Annotated in this window: 13 protein-coding genes; all 13 read right to left on the minus strand. The window is 52.2% G+C overall.

The features are described 5' to 3' along the window. Positions 1-131: 131 nt before the first annotated feature. Complete coding sequence (murA, locus tag ACFQ88_RS14260; RefSeq protein WP_239626940.1) at positions 132-1,400, minus strand: UDP-N-acetylglucosamine 1-carboxyvinyltransferase; 1,269 nt, start codon at positions 1,398-1,400, stop codon at positions 132-134. 15 nt (positions 1,401-1,415) lie between these two features. After that, entirely contained in the window at positions 1,416-2,321 is a 906-nt protein-coding gene (gene murB / locus ACFQ88_RS14265; RefSeq protein WP_239626944.1) for a UDP-N-acetylmuramate dehydrogenase, read from the minus strand. A 205-nt stretch (positions 2,322-2,526) separates the two neighbouring features. Beyond that, a complete protein-coding gene (locus ACFQ88_RS14270; RefSeq protein ID WP_379454548.1) occupies positions 2,527-3,594 on the minus strand; it encodes an undecaprenyldiphospho-muramoylpentapeptide beta-N-acetylglucosaminyltransferase in 1,068 nt (355 codons plus the stop codon). A 5-nt stretch (positions 3,595-3,599) separates the two neighbouring features. Then, positions 3,600-4,697 carry a stage V sporulation protein E gene (gene spoVE, locus ACFQ88_RS14275; RefSeq protein WP_239626946.1) on the minus strand — a complete coding sequence of 366 codons (1,098 nt, stop codon included), beginning with the start codon at positions 4,695-4,697 and terminating at the stop codon, positions 3,600-3,602. A gap of 55 nt (positions 4,698-4,752) precedes the next feature. Continuing rightward, positions 4,753-6,174 carry a UDP-N-acetylmuramoyl-L-alanine--D-glutamate ligase gene (gene murD / locus ACFQ88_RS14280; RefSeq protein WP_379454549.1) on the minus strand — a complete coding sequence of 474 codons (1,422 nt, stop codon included), beginning with the start codon at positions 6,172-6,174 and terminating at the stop codon, positions 4,753-4,755. Positions 6,175-6,177: 3 nt separating this feature from the next. Next, positions 6,178-7,140, minus strand: coding sequence for a phospho-N-acetylmuramoyl-pentapeptide-transferase (gene mraY / locus ACFQ88_RS14285; protein WP_239626948.1), 963 nt, complete (start codon positions 7,138-7,140; stop codon positions 6,178-6,180). Between the two features lie 170 nt (positions 7,141-7,310). Continuing rightward, the gene (locus tag ACFQ88_RS14290) at positions 7,311-8,714 is read right to left on the minus strand and encodes a UDP-N-acetylmuramoyl-tripeptide--D-alanyl-D-alanine ligase (protein WP_239626949.1); all 1,404 of its coding nucleotides are present in this window, start codon (positions 8,712-8,714) and stop codon (positions 7,311-7,313) included. Next, entirely contained in the window at positions 8,707-10,197 is a 1,491-nt protein-coding gene (locus ACFQ88_RS14295) for a UDP-N-acetylmuramoyl-L-alanyl-D-glutamate--2,6-diaminopimelate ligase (protein WP_379454550.1), read from the minus strand. The genes ACFQ88_RS14290 and ACFQ88_RS14295 overlap by 8 nt, the downstream gene beginning before the upstream one ends. A 95-nt stretch (positions 10,198-10,292) precedes the next feature. After that, positions 10,293-12,227: a stage V sporulation protein D gene (locus ACFQ88_RS14300; RefSeq protein ID WP_239626952.1), complete on the minus strand. Its 1,935-nt coding sequence runs from the start codon at positions 12,225-12,227 to the stop codon at positions 10,293-10,295. An 81-nt stretch (positions 12,228-12,308) separates the two neighbouring features. Continuing rightward, positions 12,309-14,603: a penicillin-binding transpeptidase domain-containing protein gene (locus tag ACFQ88_RS14305; RefSeq protein ID WP_379454551.1), complete on the minus strand. Its 2,295-nt coding sequence runs from the start codon at positions 14,601-14,603 to the stop codon at positions 12,309-12,311. Between the two features lie 24 nt (positions 14,604-14,627). Beyond that, complete coding sequence (gene ftsL, locus ACFQ88_RS14310) at positions 14,628-15,059, minus strand: cell division protein FtsL (RefSeq protein ID WP_239626956.1); 432 nt, start codon at positions 15,057-15,059, stop codon at positions 14,628-14,630. 58 nt (positions 15,060-15,117) lie between these two features. Next, entirely contained in the window at positions 15,118-16,068 is a 951-nt protein-coding gene (gene rsmH / locus ACFQ88_RS14315) for a 16S rRNA (cytosine(1402)-N(4))-methyltransferase RsmH (RefSeq protein ID WP_379454552.1), read from the minus strand. Between the two features lie 29 nt (positions 16,069-16,097). Beyond that, positions 16,098-16,535, minus strand: a complete 438-nt coding sequence (mraZ, locus tag ACFQ88_RS14320) for a division/cell wall cluster transcriptional repressor MraZ (protein WP_239626960.1) — start codon at positions 16,533-16,535, stop codon at positions 16,098-16,100. Between the last annotated feature and the right edge of the window lie 87 nt (positions 16,536-16,622).

Consider the following 16,622-nt stretch of genomic DNA (forward strand, 5'->3'; position numbering starts at 1 on the left):
CCTAAGGGCTTTCTGAAGGAAAGCCTTCTTCGTAAGCGGAAACTATGTAAACCGCTGGTATCCCCGTCTAAAAAAGAGGGGATAAATCAGCGGCAATGTTCATAGGAATCATGATATAAGTTCGTAATGAGTTATTCGGAAGGAACAGGCAGCACACGATTGATATTGGCTCCGAGACGGGACAGCATGAGCTCGATCCGGTCATACCCCCGGTCAATATGATGAATTTGTTCAATGACCGTCGTTCCTTGAGCGGCAAGACCTGCGATTACAAGCGCGGCTCCGGCTCTTAGATCGGTTGCTTCAACGGTAGCACCGTACAGTCTGGGAACGCCTCTGACAAACGCTGAATTCAAATCCAGACGGATGTCGGCACCCATGCGGGAAAGCTCGTCGACATGCTTGAATCTGCCTTCAAACACGGTCTCTTTCAAAATGCTCAGCCCATCGGCCAATGATAGCAATACCATTATTTGCGATTGCAAATCTGTCGGGAATGAAGGATGCGGCGAAGTGACGATGCGTTCTACTGCTTTGGGCCGCGATAAGCAGCTTATATTCATTATATCACCGTTAATCGCTATTTGAACACCTGCGCGCTTCAGCACATGAATCGCCGATGTCAAATGGGCGGGACATACGTTCTCCAGGGTAACGTTCCCTCGAGTAACAGCTGCTGCGATCATCATGGTACCGGCGACGATCCGGTCCGGAATTATGCGATAAGTACATGGAGTCAGCTCGGATACCCCTTCGATCGTTATCGTATCGGTACCCGCTCCAATAATGTTAGCTCCCATCGCATTCAGGAAATTCTGCAAATCTTGTATTTCCGGCTCTCTGGCTGCATTGGAAATGGTAGTCAAGCCCTCGGCCATCGTAGCAGCCATCATAATATTTTCCGTAGCACCAACACTCGGAAAATCAAGTACGATCTCTGCACCGCGCAATTGCTTGGCTGTGCACACAATCATATTGCCGGACTCCTCTATTTGCGCTCCTAATGCAGTGAGTCCTTTCAAATGTAAATCTATCTTTCTTTCTCCGATCGCGCAGCCGCCGGGCTGATAGACTTGCACTCTACCAAAACGCGCCAACAACGGCCCCATCAAAAAGATGGAGGATCTCATCTGACTCATCAGATGCTCAGGGATGTGATGCGAATGCGCTGTGGATGTGTTGACGGTAACTCTATCGTCCTGGTGCTCCGTGCGGCAACCTAGAGCCTTTAGTATGCTCAGCATGACCTGAATGTCCGACAGGTCGGGTACGTTGTGAATCGTAATCGTACCATCCGCCATCATGCCTGCTGCCAATATGGGCAATGCGGCGTTCTTCGCACCGTGAATCTTGATGGCTCCCGATAGAGGTCTCCCGCCCTCGATAACCAACTTTTCCAAAGTCCCACCTCCGATTTACCGCTCACCCACCACCAATACTTCAGGTACAAGCTTGACGGAGTACATTTCCAATACAGTCCGCTGCACTTGTTCAATGAGGGTGAGCACGTCCTTAGCTGTCGCTTGCCCGGTGTTGACGATGAAATTGGCATGCATTGGCGATATTTGGGCTCCACCGACGCGGTAACCCTTCAAGCCCGCCGATTCAATAAGCTTCGCAGCAAAATGACCTTCCGGATTGCGGAATACACTCCCCGCACAAGGCATATGCAGCGGCTGGGTCCGCTTGCGGCGGTCTTTGTAAGCCGCCATCGCTCCGGCGATTTCTTTGCGGTCCCCGCTCTTCAGCTGGAATACCGCCTCTGTAACGATTCCCGGCTGCTTTTGCAATAACGAATGCCGATAGGAATACTCGAAATCCGCCTGCTGCATGGTAACCAATTCACCTGTCGGGAGCAGAACTTCAGCTCTTAACAGTATTCGTGACACATCGGATCCATGAGCTCCGGCGTTCATGTAGACGGCGCCCCCTACCGTTCCCGGAATGCCTCCGGCGAACTCCAGACCGGTCAACCCTTCCTTGCCGGCCATGACGGATAGCTTGATAAACGAATAAGCTCCTCCGGCATAAACGACGTCGCCATCAAAACGCACTGTATCCAGCACCGGCCCGAGCTTGATTACGATTCCTCGTATTCCTTTATCGGATACCAGCATGTTGGAACCGCGTCCGAGAACGGTCCAAGTCGTTTGATGCCGGTGCAGCAGCTTGACGGCCTCGACCAGCTGCTCTTTGGTTTCGGGAATGAGCAGAACATCGGCCGGTCCGCCAATCTTCCAAGTGGTATGAGGCGCCAGCGGTTCATTCAGCCGACATTCGCCGAATTCGCCGCTCAGCAATTGAGTAATGACCTGTTGCATGGGAAAACCTCCTCCACAGAACCTCCGGGCTGCCGGCCTCGGCAATGCCGAAAACCGGAATGATCAGGAACGAACTAACGCCGGTGGTGCCGGCTTTTTCCGTACTGTCATGCATGCTCCGTTGTCTGTCACGGTTATAGTGTAGTTTATGTTCAATCGGAAATAGTGTGACAATCGCCCAAATAGTTTCTTCTTAACGAGAAAGTTACTTCAGACTGATTTGTTGAATCAGGTCGATAATCGTGTCGGCGGCATTGCTTTGTTGGGTCGTTCGGATATTGTTCGCGATGCTCTCTTTGTTCTCGTAAACTCCGTCGAGACTTTGAACGAGCGTTTCCGCCGATAAGTCTTCTTCGAACAATACACGGGCGTAGCCCTTTTTCTCGAAGGAGGCCGCATTGAGGATCTGGTCCCCACGGCTCGCCTGTTTCGTTAGAGGAATGAGCAGCATCGGCTTGCCAAGAGCCAGGAATTCGAAGATCGAGGTCGCTCCGGCCCGGGATAATACGATATCGGTCATCGCCAGCACATCGGCCAGCTCATCGTTGATGAATTCGAACTGCTTGTAGCCCCTGCGTTTGGCGTAAGTGTCGTCCACATGCCCTTTACCGCAAATATGTACGATCTGGAATCGCTCCAATAACGGGTCCAGCGCGTCTCTGACGGCCTTGTTGATCGCTTGGGCCCCCAAGCTGCCGCCCATGATGAGAAGCACCGGCTTTTGCTTGTGAAACTCGCATAAATCGTAAGCACGGCTTGCCTTGCCCTGCAAAATTTGATCGCGGATTGGAAGTCCGGTGCAGATCCCTTTATCGCCCTTGATATGCTTCAGCGATTCGGGGAAATTGACGCACATCCGGGTGACGAACGGCATGGAAATTTTATTCGCCAGTCCCGGGGTCATGTCCGACTCGTGGCTGATGACGGGAATCCGGTTCAACCAGCTTGCCACTATGACCGGTACGGAGACGAAGCCGCCCTTGGAGAACACGATGGCCGGCTTCAGCTTGCGAAGCAGCATGTACGCCTCTCCGATCCCTTTGACGACCTTGAACGGGTCCTTGATGTTTTTCAAGTCAAAATATCTGCGGAGCTTGCCGGACGATATATGATGAAACGAAATGCCTGCATGATGAATAATATCTTTTTCTATGCCGTCTCGGGAGCCGATATATTGGATATCCCAGCCCAGCTTTTTCAATTTGGAGATAATTGCAAGATTTGGAGTGACATGTCCTGCTGAACCGCCTCCTGTAAAGACGATGGTTTTCAAGCCGTTCACCTCGCAAAACGGGATATATTTAGTAGAATGCCGATGGAGGTCAGCATCAGCGTAAGCGACGATCCGCCAGCGCTAATCAGCGGAAGCGTAATGCCGGTAACCGGAAACATGCCGATAACCACACCGATGTTAATAACGACCTGTACCGCAATCATGCCTACGATGCCGGTCGCAAGCAAACTGCCGAATGTGTCGGGGGCCGTAATAGCTGTACGCATTCCCCGCCAAACAAGCAGCATGAATAAAGCAAGAACGAAGGAGCCACCGATGAAGCCTAGCTCTTCGGCAATAATGGAGAAGATGAAATCCGTCTGCGGCTCGGGCAAATAGCTGTACTTTTGACGGCTCATGCCGAGTCCGAGACCGACCAGTCCGCCGGGTCCTATCGCATAGAGCGACTGTATCGCCTGATAGCCTGCGCCAAGAGGGTCCTGCCACGGGTCCAAAAACGCCGTGATTCGCTTCAATCGATAAGGAGCTGCGATAATCAGCCCGATGAAGCCTACAACGCCAACCATACCAAGATAGGACAGATGCAAAATCCGTGCTCCCGCCGTGTAAATAATAAGCAGCGAAGCACCTACAAGCACAGCCCCTGTGCCCAGATCCGGCTGCAGCATGATGAGACCGAATGCGAGCCCCATCAGCCCGAGAGGCGGCAGCAAGCCTTGCGTAAACAGCGTAATCTTGTTCTGCTGCTCGGATAACAGCTTCGATAAAAATAAAATCATGCCCATCTTCATAAACTCGGACGGCTGTATTCCGAAGGAGCCGATGCCGAGCCAGCTTCGCGCGCCTCCGCGAACGACGCCGATGCCGGGAATCAGTACGACGATCAGCAGGACAAAACAGACGATCAGGGCGATTTTGGCATACTTTTTCCATATCCAGTAATCCACGTTCATAGTGAAAAACATCGCCACGATTCCGAGCGCGGCGAACAAAAGCTGCCTTTTCAAATAATAGAAATAATCGCCGAATTCATGAAATGCAAGCACCGCACTGGCGCTGTACACCATCACCACACCTATTGCCAAGAGCATCATCGTGCAGACCAATAACGTTACATCCGGAGCAGACCGTGCTTTCGCCATACGCGCCACCTCTTAACCTTAACAAAATGGTAGGGTAGGCTTGTATGCCCCCCTCTTAAAGGTTATGCACGGACTGCCTAAACATGCTTCCCCTTTCCTCATAGGAAGGAAACATGTCCCAGCTGGCACACGCCGGCGACAGAAGAACGACGTCTCCCGCTTCCGCCATGTCGGCTGCCTCCCGAACCGCCTCGTTGACCGCATCCTGCGCATTGTTAGCAGTATCGACCGTTTTTACGAGGCTCATGCCTGCAAGTCTAGCAACATGACATATTTTATCTTTCGTTTGGCCCAACGCTACGATGCCTTTAATGCGACCCGACTGAAATACGGGCAGAAGCTCCATATAATCCGATCCGCGGTCAAGGCCGCCTGCGATCAGGACGATTTTTTGCTCTAACGATTCGATAGTTTTGATGCTTGCGGCAGGGTTCGTCGCCTTGGAATTGTTATAATAGTCGACGCCGTCCTTCGTAGCCACGTGCTCCAGCCGGTGCTCGACGCCGCGGAACTCTCTCAACACCTGTGCTATCGTATCGATAGACACCCCCGCCGTCAACGCGGCACAAGACGCGGCAAGCGCATTTTCTACATTCATCGTTCCCGGAATGCCGATCTCCTTTACGCCGAGAATCCGATGAACCGAGCCCTTTTTATCGCGGTATACAATGTGCCTGTCTTCCGCAGGAACGGATTCCTTGAAGGTAGGTGTGACAAATACGCCGTATTCCAGTTCCTCTTGAATCGAGAATGGCAGCACGTTCGCCTTGGCGCTCGATGCGATTTGACGGCATACCGGTTGGTCCCAGTTAAGAACGGCCGTATCGTCAGCTCCCTGGTTGGCGAACAGCTTCGCCTTCGATTCAATATAATCGTCGATTGATCCGTGATAATCCAGATGCGTCTCATAAATATTCAGCAAGCACGCGATCCGCGGCTTGAAATCGTATGTACCCTTCAATTGAAAGCTGCTCAGCTCCACAACCATATGGTTATCCGCTTCGGCAACGAGTGCGGCCTCGGTCAAAGCGCGCCCGATGTTGCCCGCCACGATCGGCTTCAAACCCGCTTTCTCCAGCATAATACCGATCCATGTCGTAGTGGTCGTTTTGCCGTTGGAGCCCGTAATACAGATCATCGGAGCCTTGCATACGTGATAGGCGACTTCCACCTCTGTAACGATTTCGATCCCGAGCTCCTGTGCACGTTCGATAGGCTCGATAGTGTACGGAATACCGGGATTTTTCACAACGAGCTTAACATCCTCATGAATTAATCCGGACGGATGACTGCCGCAAATAACAGAAATACCCAGAGCCGCAAGTTCATCGGCCTCAGGGCATAGGTTTCGTTCTTTCTTATCGTTGACGGTTACCTTGGCTCCCAACTCGTGAAACAGCTTGGCTACAGCGACTCCACTGCGAGCCAAGCCCAATATTACCACTTGTTCGTTTCGATACGACCGTGGATGCTTCATATGCTACAACACCTCGTTCAGAAATAGTCCGATTCCCGCCAACACGATGCCCACAGCCCAGAACGTAATGACGACACGCCATTCGGACCAGCCTACAAGCTCAAAATGATGATGAATCGGGCTCATTTTAAATACTCTTTTTCCTCGCGTTTTGAAGGAAACGACTTGAATAATAACAGAAAGCACTTCTACGACGAACACGCCGCCGATGAGCACAAGTAGAATTTCCGCTTTGGTCAAAATAGCTACGACCGCAAGCCCGCCTCCGATTCCGAGCGAACCTGTATCCCCCATGAACACTTTGGCCGGATGGGCATTGAATACAAGGAAACCAAGCACGGCTCCAACCATCGCTGCGGAGAAAATGGCTACGTCCGGTTGCGTATTATTCAACGCGATAATGGCATAAGCTCCGAAAGCAACTGCACTCGTACCCGCCAGCAAGCCGTCCAGTCCGTCGGTGAAGTTGACCGCATTGGACGTACCGAGCATCATCAAGACAACGAAAGGATAATACAGCCATCCCATCGGAATCGTATAATCGATAAAAGGAATGCGGACATCGGTGCTGTGACCGATTTGACCGAGCAAAATACAAACTATAATCGAGACAATCAGCTGGCCGAGCAGCTTTTGTCTTGCTGTCAGACCTAAAGACCGCTTCAAAAATATTTTAATATAATCGTCCATGAATCCAACCAAACCGTACCCTAGCGTTGCGATCAGCAAAATGACCATTTCCATGCTTTTATCGGCAAACCGCAATACGGCCAATGCCAGTGCAAGCAGAATGATAGTGCCTCCCATGGTCGGCGTGCCCGCTTTTTTCAAGTGCCCTTGCGGTCCGTCGGTACGGATTTGCTGCCCGAATTTCAGCCTCCTGAGAAGCGGTATGCATAATGGGCCCATGATGACGGCTAGCAGGAAAGCTGCCCCCAATGTGATCATGACCACGTTAAAATCCACAATTAAGTCCCCCTAAAAACTTTCCGAAGGAAAGTTACATCGTAAGCATCATCTAAAAACTTTCCGAAGGAAAGTTACATCGTAAGCATCATCTACAAACTTTCCGAAGGAAAGTTACTTCGTAAGCATCATCTACAAACTTTCTGAAGGAAAGTTACTTCGTAAAACCGTTATAATTGCTGCAGCAGTGACACGACCTGCTCAAGCTTCATCCCGCGGGAGCCCTTCACGAGAACGACATCGTCGGGCGATGCAACAGCGGCGACCGCTTGAGCCAGCCTGCTCTTGTCGTCGAAGGCGAATACGCGCCCCGAAGGGTAGTGCACAGAGGCTTCTTCGGCAATGTATTGTGCCAGTCTCCCGAAGACGTAAACCCGGTCGATCTGCTTCGGATCAAGCTCCCGCCCGATTGCACGGTGGAACTCCGCCTCCTGTTCTCCCAGCTCCAGCATATCTCCCAGAACGACAATCTTGCGATTGTACCCGGTAAGCTCCTGAAGCAGCTTCAACGCCGCCTTCATGGATGTAGGACTGGCATTATAAGCATCGTTCAAAATGGTCAGCCCCGATGGAGCCTGAAGCTTCTCGATCCGCATACTCGTCATCGTGCTCGTTCTCAATCCTTCAGCGATACGTGCGGCCGGAATACCGAAATGGACGCCGACGGCAACCGCAGCCAATGCATTAATGACATTATGAAACCCAAGCAGCGGGATATAAAAAGCAACATCTTGAAAACGCGGTATGGTAAAATGCGTGCCTGCCGCATCCATTCGGGTTTCACTAGGATACAAATCGTTATCCTGATTCGCTCCGAAACGGACCCGGTGATAGCGCGAAGCCTTCATCCCTTCATTGGGCTTAAGCTCCGGAAGCACCTTCTCGATCAGAGGCTCATCGCCGTTATACACCAACGTGCCGTCCTGCTGAAGACCGGTCATAATTTCCGTCTTGGCCCGGGCTATCTCCTCCCGGCTGCCGAGCTGAAGCAAATGGGCTTCACCGATATTGGTAATCAATACGATCTCCGGCTCGGCAAGCTCGGACAGAAGCCGGATTTCACCCCGTCCGCTCATCCCCATCTCCAGCACGGCGATCTCGGTGTTCTCATCCAGCTGAAGCAGTGTCAGAGGCAGGCCGATGTGGTTATTGTAATTCCCGATCGTTTTGTGCACTTTGAAGGTCGTGGCAAGCACCGAAGCCGTCATATCTTTAGTCGTCGTCTTCCCGTTGCTGCCGGTAATGCCGACGATACGCACAGCGAGCTCTGACTTATAGGCTTTGGCAAGCTTCTGCAGCGCCTCCAGCGTATCATCCACCAGAATCAGCGGTAAATCCGCAGGCCGCTGCTCATGATCCTTTTGCCATAAGGAGGCTGCGGCTCCCTTGGAAGCCGCGTCATCCACGAATTGATGTCCGTCGAACGATTCACCGATCAGCGGAATGTACAGATTGCCCTCCTGGATCGTTCGCGTATCCTTGGATACGCCTCCGACCGGGATGTTGGCCCACTCTTCCTCCGCCAAGCTTCCGCCTGCCATCGCCGCTATTTGTCCTAATGTTCGTCTAATCACGGTATCGTCCCCTTATCGCTTCCTTGGCAACCTTGCGGTCATCAAAATCATGCTTGACGCCCATGATTTCCTGATACGTTTCATGCCCTTTCCCCGCAATCAATACTACATCGTCAGAGGTTGCCTGAGCAACGGCTTTTTGTATCGCTTCCCTGCGGTCCGCGATCAATTCGAATCGGTCGCTCGACATGCCTGCCTGCTCGATCCCGGGTATGATGTCCTCCAGTATGCTTCGCGGGTCCTCGGAGCGCGGATTATCGGACGTTACATACAAATAGTCGCTGTAGCTCGCCGCCACTTTCCCCATCAGCGGACGCTTCTTGCGGTCACGGTCTCCCCCGCAGCCAAAGACGGTAATTATGCGTCCTGCAGCAAACTGCTTGATAGTGGATAGCGCATTCTCCAGTCCGTCCGGCGTGTGGGCGTAATCGACGAGCACGAGGAACGGCTGACCGCCGTCGACGACCTCCATCCGCCCGTCAACCGACTGTACGGCTTCCAGACTTTGCTTGACGGCTTCAATCGGAATGCCTTCAAGCAATGCGGCCGTAATGGCCCCCAACGCGTTGTAGACGTTGAATTTGCCGACCAGTCTCGTATGGAAGTCTGCGGTCCCGCGAAACGTGACGCAGCGGAACCGCGTTCCTTTGGACGTGATCTGAATATCTTCCGCGCGAACGTCAGCCTGCCGATCAATCCCGTAAGTGATGACCTGAGCTGCGGTCTGCTTCGCGTAGTAGTCCGAGGCAGGGTCATCCGCGTTGAGGACAGCGTAGGAGTGACGGCTCGGGTCTCCGTGAAATTCGTTTCCCATTCTGGAAAATAGCAGCCCTTTGGCAGCTTGATACTGCTCCATCGTTTCATGGTAATCAAGATGGTCTTGCGTCAGATTCGTGAAGATCCCCGTTCGGAAGCCGCAGCCCTTCACCCGGCCCAAATCGAGCGCATGGCTGGAAACCTCCATCACGCAATAATCGGTTCCCGCGTCAGCCATCAGACGCAAATTTCGCTGCAGATCGATGGCTTCGAGCGTCGTTCGTTCCATTAAGGTGATTTCCGATCCGATTTTCATCTGAATCGTTCCCATCAATCCGGTACGAAAGCCTTGATCCGACAAAATGGCGTCGATCAAGTACGTGCTGGTTGTCTTGCCGTTCGTGCCCGTTACCCCGATCAGCTTCATTTCACGGCTTGGATAGCCGTAGAAATAATTGGCGATGACCGCCATGGCGTACCGGCTATCCTTGACCAGAAGCTTCGGCACGTTAACGTCGACGTCATGCTCGACAACCAATGCCGCAGCCCCGAGTTCGACCGCCTTGGCTGCAAATTGGTGGCCGTCGGTTACAAGGCCGGGAATGCACAGGAACAGATCTCCCGGCCGAACCTTGCGCGAGTCGGTCTGTATTCCGGTGAATTCCGTCTCCGCGTCGCCCAAAATGCGGCTGACCGCAAGCTGAGATGCCAGTTCCTTTAGCTGCATGAGTTACCCTCCGTTTTTAACACATGGTATCTATTATGGACAAAAATCGCCTCAATGAAAAGCCCAAATTTTCATTTTCATAGAAATTGTTATTCTTAAGATCCCGGTGGCGGCGCGGTATCCGATAAATAAATGCGGATGGTGGAGCCCTGCTCTACTTTTACTCCCGCTTTAGGCACCTGATTGACTACATATTGGCCGACACCCGACTTGGCCAGCAGAAAATCGGAGTTCAAATCCTCGTAAATATCAGTAATGCTCATGCCGATCAAGCTTGGTACCTGCACGGTTTTCGTATCGCCATACACGTACTTGCGCTCCAGCTGATCCTTGCGCGCAGGAACATTCATATAATGGAGCGCGTCCTCCATTATTTTCTTAACCATAGGAGCGGCGATCAGTCCGCCGAATTGAATGCCTTGCGGGTTATCTACAGCCGCATACACAACTACCTTCGGATCGTCGGCAGGCGCAAAGCCGATGAAGGAGACGATATGCTCATTGGCCGAATAACGGCCGTTGATTACCTTTTGCGCGGTACCCGTCTTTCCGCCGACGCGATACCCTTCAATAAATGCATTGCGGCCGGTACCGTTAGCTACGACACTCTCGAGCGTTTCCCGAACTTGCTTGGAGGTGCTCTCCGAGATGACCTGTCTGACCAGCTCCGGCTTCACAGTCTCGACTAAATCTCCCGATTCCGGACTGTACCAGCCTTTGGCTACATGCGGCTTAAACAGCTTCCCTCCGTTAATGGCGGCAGAAACCGCTGTAATTTGCTGGATGGGCGTTACCGATACGCCTTGCCCGAACGAGGTTGTTGCCAATTCCACAGGCCCGACCTTGGATGGCTTGAACATGATTCCGTTTTCTTCCCCGTTCAGATCGATACCCGTTTTGCGGCCGAAGCCGAAATTTGAAATATAGTTGAACAGCGTGTCTTTGCCGAGCCGCTGGCCCATAACGACGAAGCCGGGGTTACATGAATTTTCCACGACCTGGAGGAATGTTTCGCTCCCGTGGCCGCCGCGCTTCCAGCAGCGGAGCCTCGCGCCGGCAACTTCAATCGAGCCCGGATCATAGAACGGCTCCGTAAGATTGACCTTCTTTTCTTCCAGCGCTGCGGCCAGGGTAATGATTTTGAAGGTCGAACCCGGCTCATACGTCATCCAGATCGGCAGGTTGCGGTCGTACGATTCCTTCGGAAAATCACGGAAGTGGCCAGGATCAAAGCCTGGTCTCGAACCCATAGCCAATATTTCCCCGTTGTTCGGATCCATCATGATGGCAATGGCATTGTTCGCTTGGTACTTCACCATCGTCTGATCGAGCTCACGCTCCAATATCGACTGCAGGTGATTATCAATCGTAAGCTGCAGGTTCATACCGTCACGGGGCTTCACATATTCGTCCGAAGAGTCGGGCATTCTCCCGCCACGCGCATCCGCCAAATACGAAAGGCTGCCTTGCAATCCGGTAAGCAGTTTGTCATACTTCAATTCTATGCCCGTCAAGCCTTTATTATAAACGTCGGTAAACCCAAGAATATGAGCCGCAAGACCTCCGAACGGATAATACCGCTTGTTGTCCTCGGCTACAATGATTCCCGGCAGCTCCAGCGACCTGATTTCATTCGCTTTCTCTTGCGTAATTTTGCGTCCTGCAGGCTGTATGCGCACGCTCGATTTCCGAACGTTAATTTGCTTGAATACCGATTCTTCGGTAACCTGCAGCATGTTCGCTAGCTGTGCGGCCGTTGCCTTCATATCCTTAATTTGCGCCGGGATGGCGTAAATCGTCGGCGAGCTGATATTGTACGCCAGCTGCACACCGCTTCGATCCCATATTTCTCCCCGCTTCGCTTCAAAAGGAATATCGCGCCTCCACAGCTGCTCCGCCTTCTCGGACAACTCGGTACCCATCCAAATTTGCACGTACCCGAGCCTCACGATCAGCGCCATAAACAAAACCGTTCCTACAATTAAAGCGGCAAACAGCCGACGTCGAACCGTAACATTCGATGCCCTCATGGACGTTGTTCTCCCCTCCCGAAAGGTTGTCTAGATTGTTTCATATCCAGACTATTCGGGACAACCAGGGGATAGAACAAGCTATCTGGTTGTTGTTGTACCTTTTTTGCCGGAAGTATCTGTTGTCTTGGCACCATCGGATGTTTTGGCCGGCGGCTTGTTATCCGATTTGGAGGCAGCCGTATCGCCCGTCGGCGTTTGAATCAGCTCGCTGTACGGCTTAAGCTGCAGGGTAACAACTTTCACATCGCCCTCTGTCGCAACGGTTTGGGAGGCCACGTAGCCTTCTCCGTTGGATTGGCATTTCACCTTGAGGAAGGAGCATACTTCGAGCGCATCCCTGAGCGACTTCCCGGTTAGATCGGGAACCGTCGGGTCTCCTCCCGTATCCTGCATGGTTAAATAAATTCGTTGCGTAGTTCCGATTTCTGTACCAGGCGCCGGAGATTGGGCGGTGATCTTAGGGCCTTTGCCTATCGCTTCAACGGCAATACCGTATTTGTTCATCGTTGTCTTCGCTTGCTCCACCGTTTGCCCGATCAAATCAGGCACGGTCGCCTTGATTTCCTTCTCCGGAGCTTTCGTCTGCTGCGTCGAGGATGGAACTCCCATGTAACGAAGCGTTTGCGAGACGATCTCCTTGAATGCAGGCGGAGCCACCTCGCTGCCCCGATGGTAGTCACCGCCAAGATCAGGCTCGTCGGCAATGATGGTCACAAGAATTCGCGGATCCTCGACAGGGGCGTAGCCAATGAACGAAATAACCCATTTGCCCTCGGCATACCCTTTGCCGCCCGGTTCGACTTTATTCGCTGTTCCCGTCTTCCCGGCTACGCGGTAGCCTTCGATGGCCGCCTTCTTACCGGTACCAATCGCTTGGTCGCTTACGACCTGCTCCAAATATCCGCTCACTTGCTTAGCCGTCGCTTCGGATACGACCTGGCGAATGACCTTCGGCTCGAACGATTGAATCACTTCTTTGGTCTTCGGATTATAGATTTCCTTTACAATATGTGGCCACATCAGCTTGCCGCCATTGGCGATAGCCGCATAAGCAGCGGTTTGCTGGATCGAGGTTGCGGTCAAGCCTTGACCGTACGTCGCTGTCGCATATTCGACGGGATTGCGCAACCGTACCATACCGGCAACCTCGCCCGGAAGATCGATCCCGGTTTTGGCGGCAAAGCCGAACTTGTCGATATATTGCACCAGCTTGTCTTTGCCCAGCTTTTCATAGCCTAGCTTGACAAATGCAACGTTACTTGAGCGCTTCAACCCGTCCAAATAGGAAATGGGTCCCCACCCGACAATATTATGGTCATGCAGCCGGTTGCCCGGAACTTGAATCGAGCCGGACATAAACGTATCGTTCGGGTTAAATATGCCTTCTTCCACCGCACCAGCCAAAGTAACCAGCTTGAAAGTGGAGCCCGGCTCATATTGGGAGCCTATAGCGTTATTGAAAAAGTCGCTCTGATTTTTCGACTCCCAATATTTATTCGGGTTAAAGTTCGGCAAGCTGGCCATTCCGAGAATTTCCATCGTTTTCGGATCGGCCGCTATCGCCGTAATACTTTTGGGGCGATACTGGTCGTATACTTTTTCAAGTGCGCTCTCTATGTAAAATTGAATGTTTTTGTCTATCGTCAGCCTTACATTATTGCCGTCAATAGCCGGCTGGTAAGTTACCTTGGAATCGGGAAGCTCGACGCCGGTACGGTCCTTCTCGTACATCAGGGAGCCGGGAATCCCTTTGAGGGCCTCATCAAACTTGTACTCCAATCCCATGATCGGATTGCCTTCTTTATCGCTGTAACCCAAAATATGGGAAGCAAGCTTGCCGCCGGGATAAAACCGCTTCGTTTCCTTTAACAAAGAAATGCCGACATTGTTCGTATTCGCTTGCTTCTTAAGCTCCTCTACCAGCAATTTGATTTGCTCGGCCACCTCGGCGTCAATTTTCCAGCCTTCATTGCGAATTTCGACCTGAGGATTCGTTACCGAATACTGCTTGGTCAAGCGGGATAAAATCTTCTCCTCCAGCGCAGCGATAGAAGCAGGATCGTCCGATGTCTTCAACAAATCGGCAAGCCGTTTGGCTACCGTCACTTCCAAGTGCTTGCTCTGGATAATCTTCGGATTGAGAGCCAGAGTAAACGCAGGAGCGTCCTCCGCCAACACTTTGTCGTTGCGGTCGTTAATCATTCCCCGTACGGGACGCAGCACTTCTTCTTTTTCCCATTTTTTTTGCGCCTCGGCGCGAAGCTCCTTGCCGTCCACGACCTGTACCCAGTACAGCCTGCCCACCAGAGCAACAAAAAGGAGGGTAAATACCCCCCCGATAAGTAGCGATCTCAGCTTCACTTTCTTGTTCATATAGTCACTCTCCAAGTCAGATGATTACGGGGTTTCCGTCTTTTTCTGGTTGGCAGCCGTCTCTTTGGATGGGCTTCCGGTAGTTTGTCTAGGTATTTTGCTGATCTGCTTATCGTCCGGAGGCACCATGCCTAACTTCGTCGCTTCTTGTCTTAAGCGGTCGGGACTCGACAGCCCGTCCACTTTATGCTTCAACACGCTATTCTCAGCCTGCAGCTTCTGGATGTCGGTCTCCAGCTTCAAAATTTTCGTGTTCATTTCATAGATTTGCGCATAGCGCCATATAATCAGGCTGGCGACGGCTACGCAGACAAGCACGGTGAACAAGTAGAGCAGCTTCTCTTGTACAGGGAGCGATTTGTTGCGGTAAACAACCTTCTTCGTTTCTTTGACACTTACCTTTTTCTGGCCAGACTTTTGCTCGACCGCCAAATTCCCATGAATATATGCAGGCATGCAGTTTCTCCTCCTTCACTTCCGCGGATCCATTATTAATAGTATCGTCCTTGTTATGCTACAGCTTCTCGGCAATTCTAAGCTTAGCCGATCGCGCTCTCGGATTGGCTTCCAGCTCGTTGTCTCCCGCTTCGATCGGCTTGCGGTTAATGAGCTTGAGCGTCCCCTTCTTCCCACAAACACACATCGGAAAATCCGGAGGGCACGTGCAGCGCTCAATATATTTGGCGAACGTCTGCTTACAGATGCGATCCTCCAGCGAATGGAAGGTAATGACTGCAGCTCGTCCTCCCGGCGCGAGACAGCGGATCGTCTGCTCCAGCGCTTCCTCAAAGGCGCCGAGCTCGTCGTTCACCGCGATGCGCAGCGCCTGGAAGCTTCTCTTGGCAGGATGCGGCCCGCTGCGCCGTGCCGCCGCAGGAATCGATTCCTTGATCAGCTCCACGAGCTGCCCCGTCGTTTCGATAGCGCCTTTGGCGCGTGCTGCCACTATATTCGCCGCAATGCGGCGGGAAAACTTCTCCTCGCCATACTCGAACAAGATGCGCGAAATTTCTTGCTCCAGCCATTCGTTCACAATCTCCTTGGCCGTCAATTCCGCCGTTCGATCCATTCGCATATCCAGCTCGGCATCGTGATTGTAGCTGAAGCCGCGGTCCGCCTCGTCTAACTGCGGCGAAGACACGCCGAGATCGAACAAGACTCCGTCCACCTGCGGCTTGCCGTCCTTCATAGCCTGAGGAATGTTCCGCAGCTGCGCCTCCAAATCCCTGAAGTTGCTGCGGACAAGCTTCACTCTATCCATGTAAGGCGCCAGCTTGGTTTCAGCGTTAGCGAGAGCGGCGTCATCCTGGTCGAAAGCTATGAGCAGTCCCTGTTCGTTCAACCGGGATGCGATGACGGAGCTGTGTCCCGCCCCTCCCAATGTACAATCGACGTAGACGCCGTCCGGCTTTATATCCAGTCCTTCTACGGCTTCTTCTTTCAAAACGGTGATGTGATGAAACATGATGCATATCCTCCTGTGTTCGTCGGGGTCTATAAATCAAAATTAAAATCCACAAGCTTCTCGGCGATCTCGTTAAACGATTCTTCCGATTGTTGGGAATAGGATTCCCACATTTGCTTGCTCCAAATCTCGACCCGATTGGAAACCCCGATGACAACGCAGTCTTTTTCCAATTTGGCATGCTCGATGAGATTATTCGGTATGTTCATTCGGCCTTGCTTATCCAGCTCGCATTCGGTAGCTCCGGAAAAGAAAAAACGGGTAAACGCGCGGGCGTCCGATTTCATAAGAGGCAGCGCCTTGAGCTTCTGCTCCAGCACGCTCCATTCTTCCCTGGGGTATACAAACAAGCACTGGTCCAAGCCGCGGGTAACGATGAAGGAGGGTCCAAGGGATTCGCGAAATTTAGCCGGCACAATCATACGACCTTTATCATCGATGCTGTGCTGGAATTCCCCCATGAACATTCAACCCTCACCCCTTTCCACCACTTTACCCCACTTTCCACCACCTGTATAGTTACATTTCTCCACAAAAACAAAAAATCCTGCTAC

Source organism: Paenibacillus sp. NPDC056579 (assembly GCF_042793215.1).
GTDB lineage: Bacteria > Bacillota > Bacilli > Paenibacillales > NBRC-103111 > Paenibacillus_S.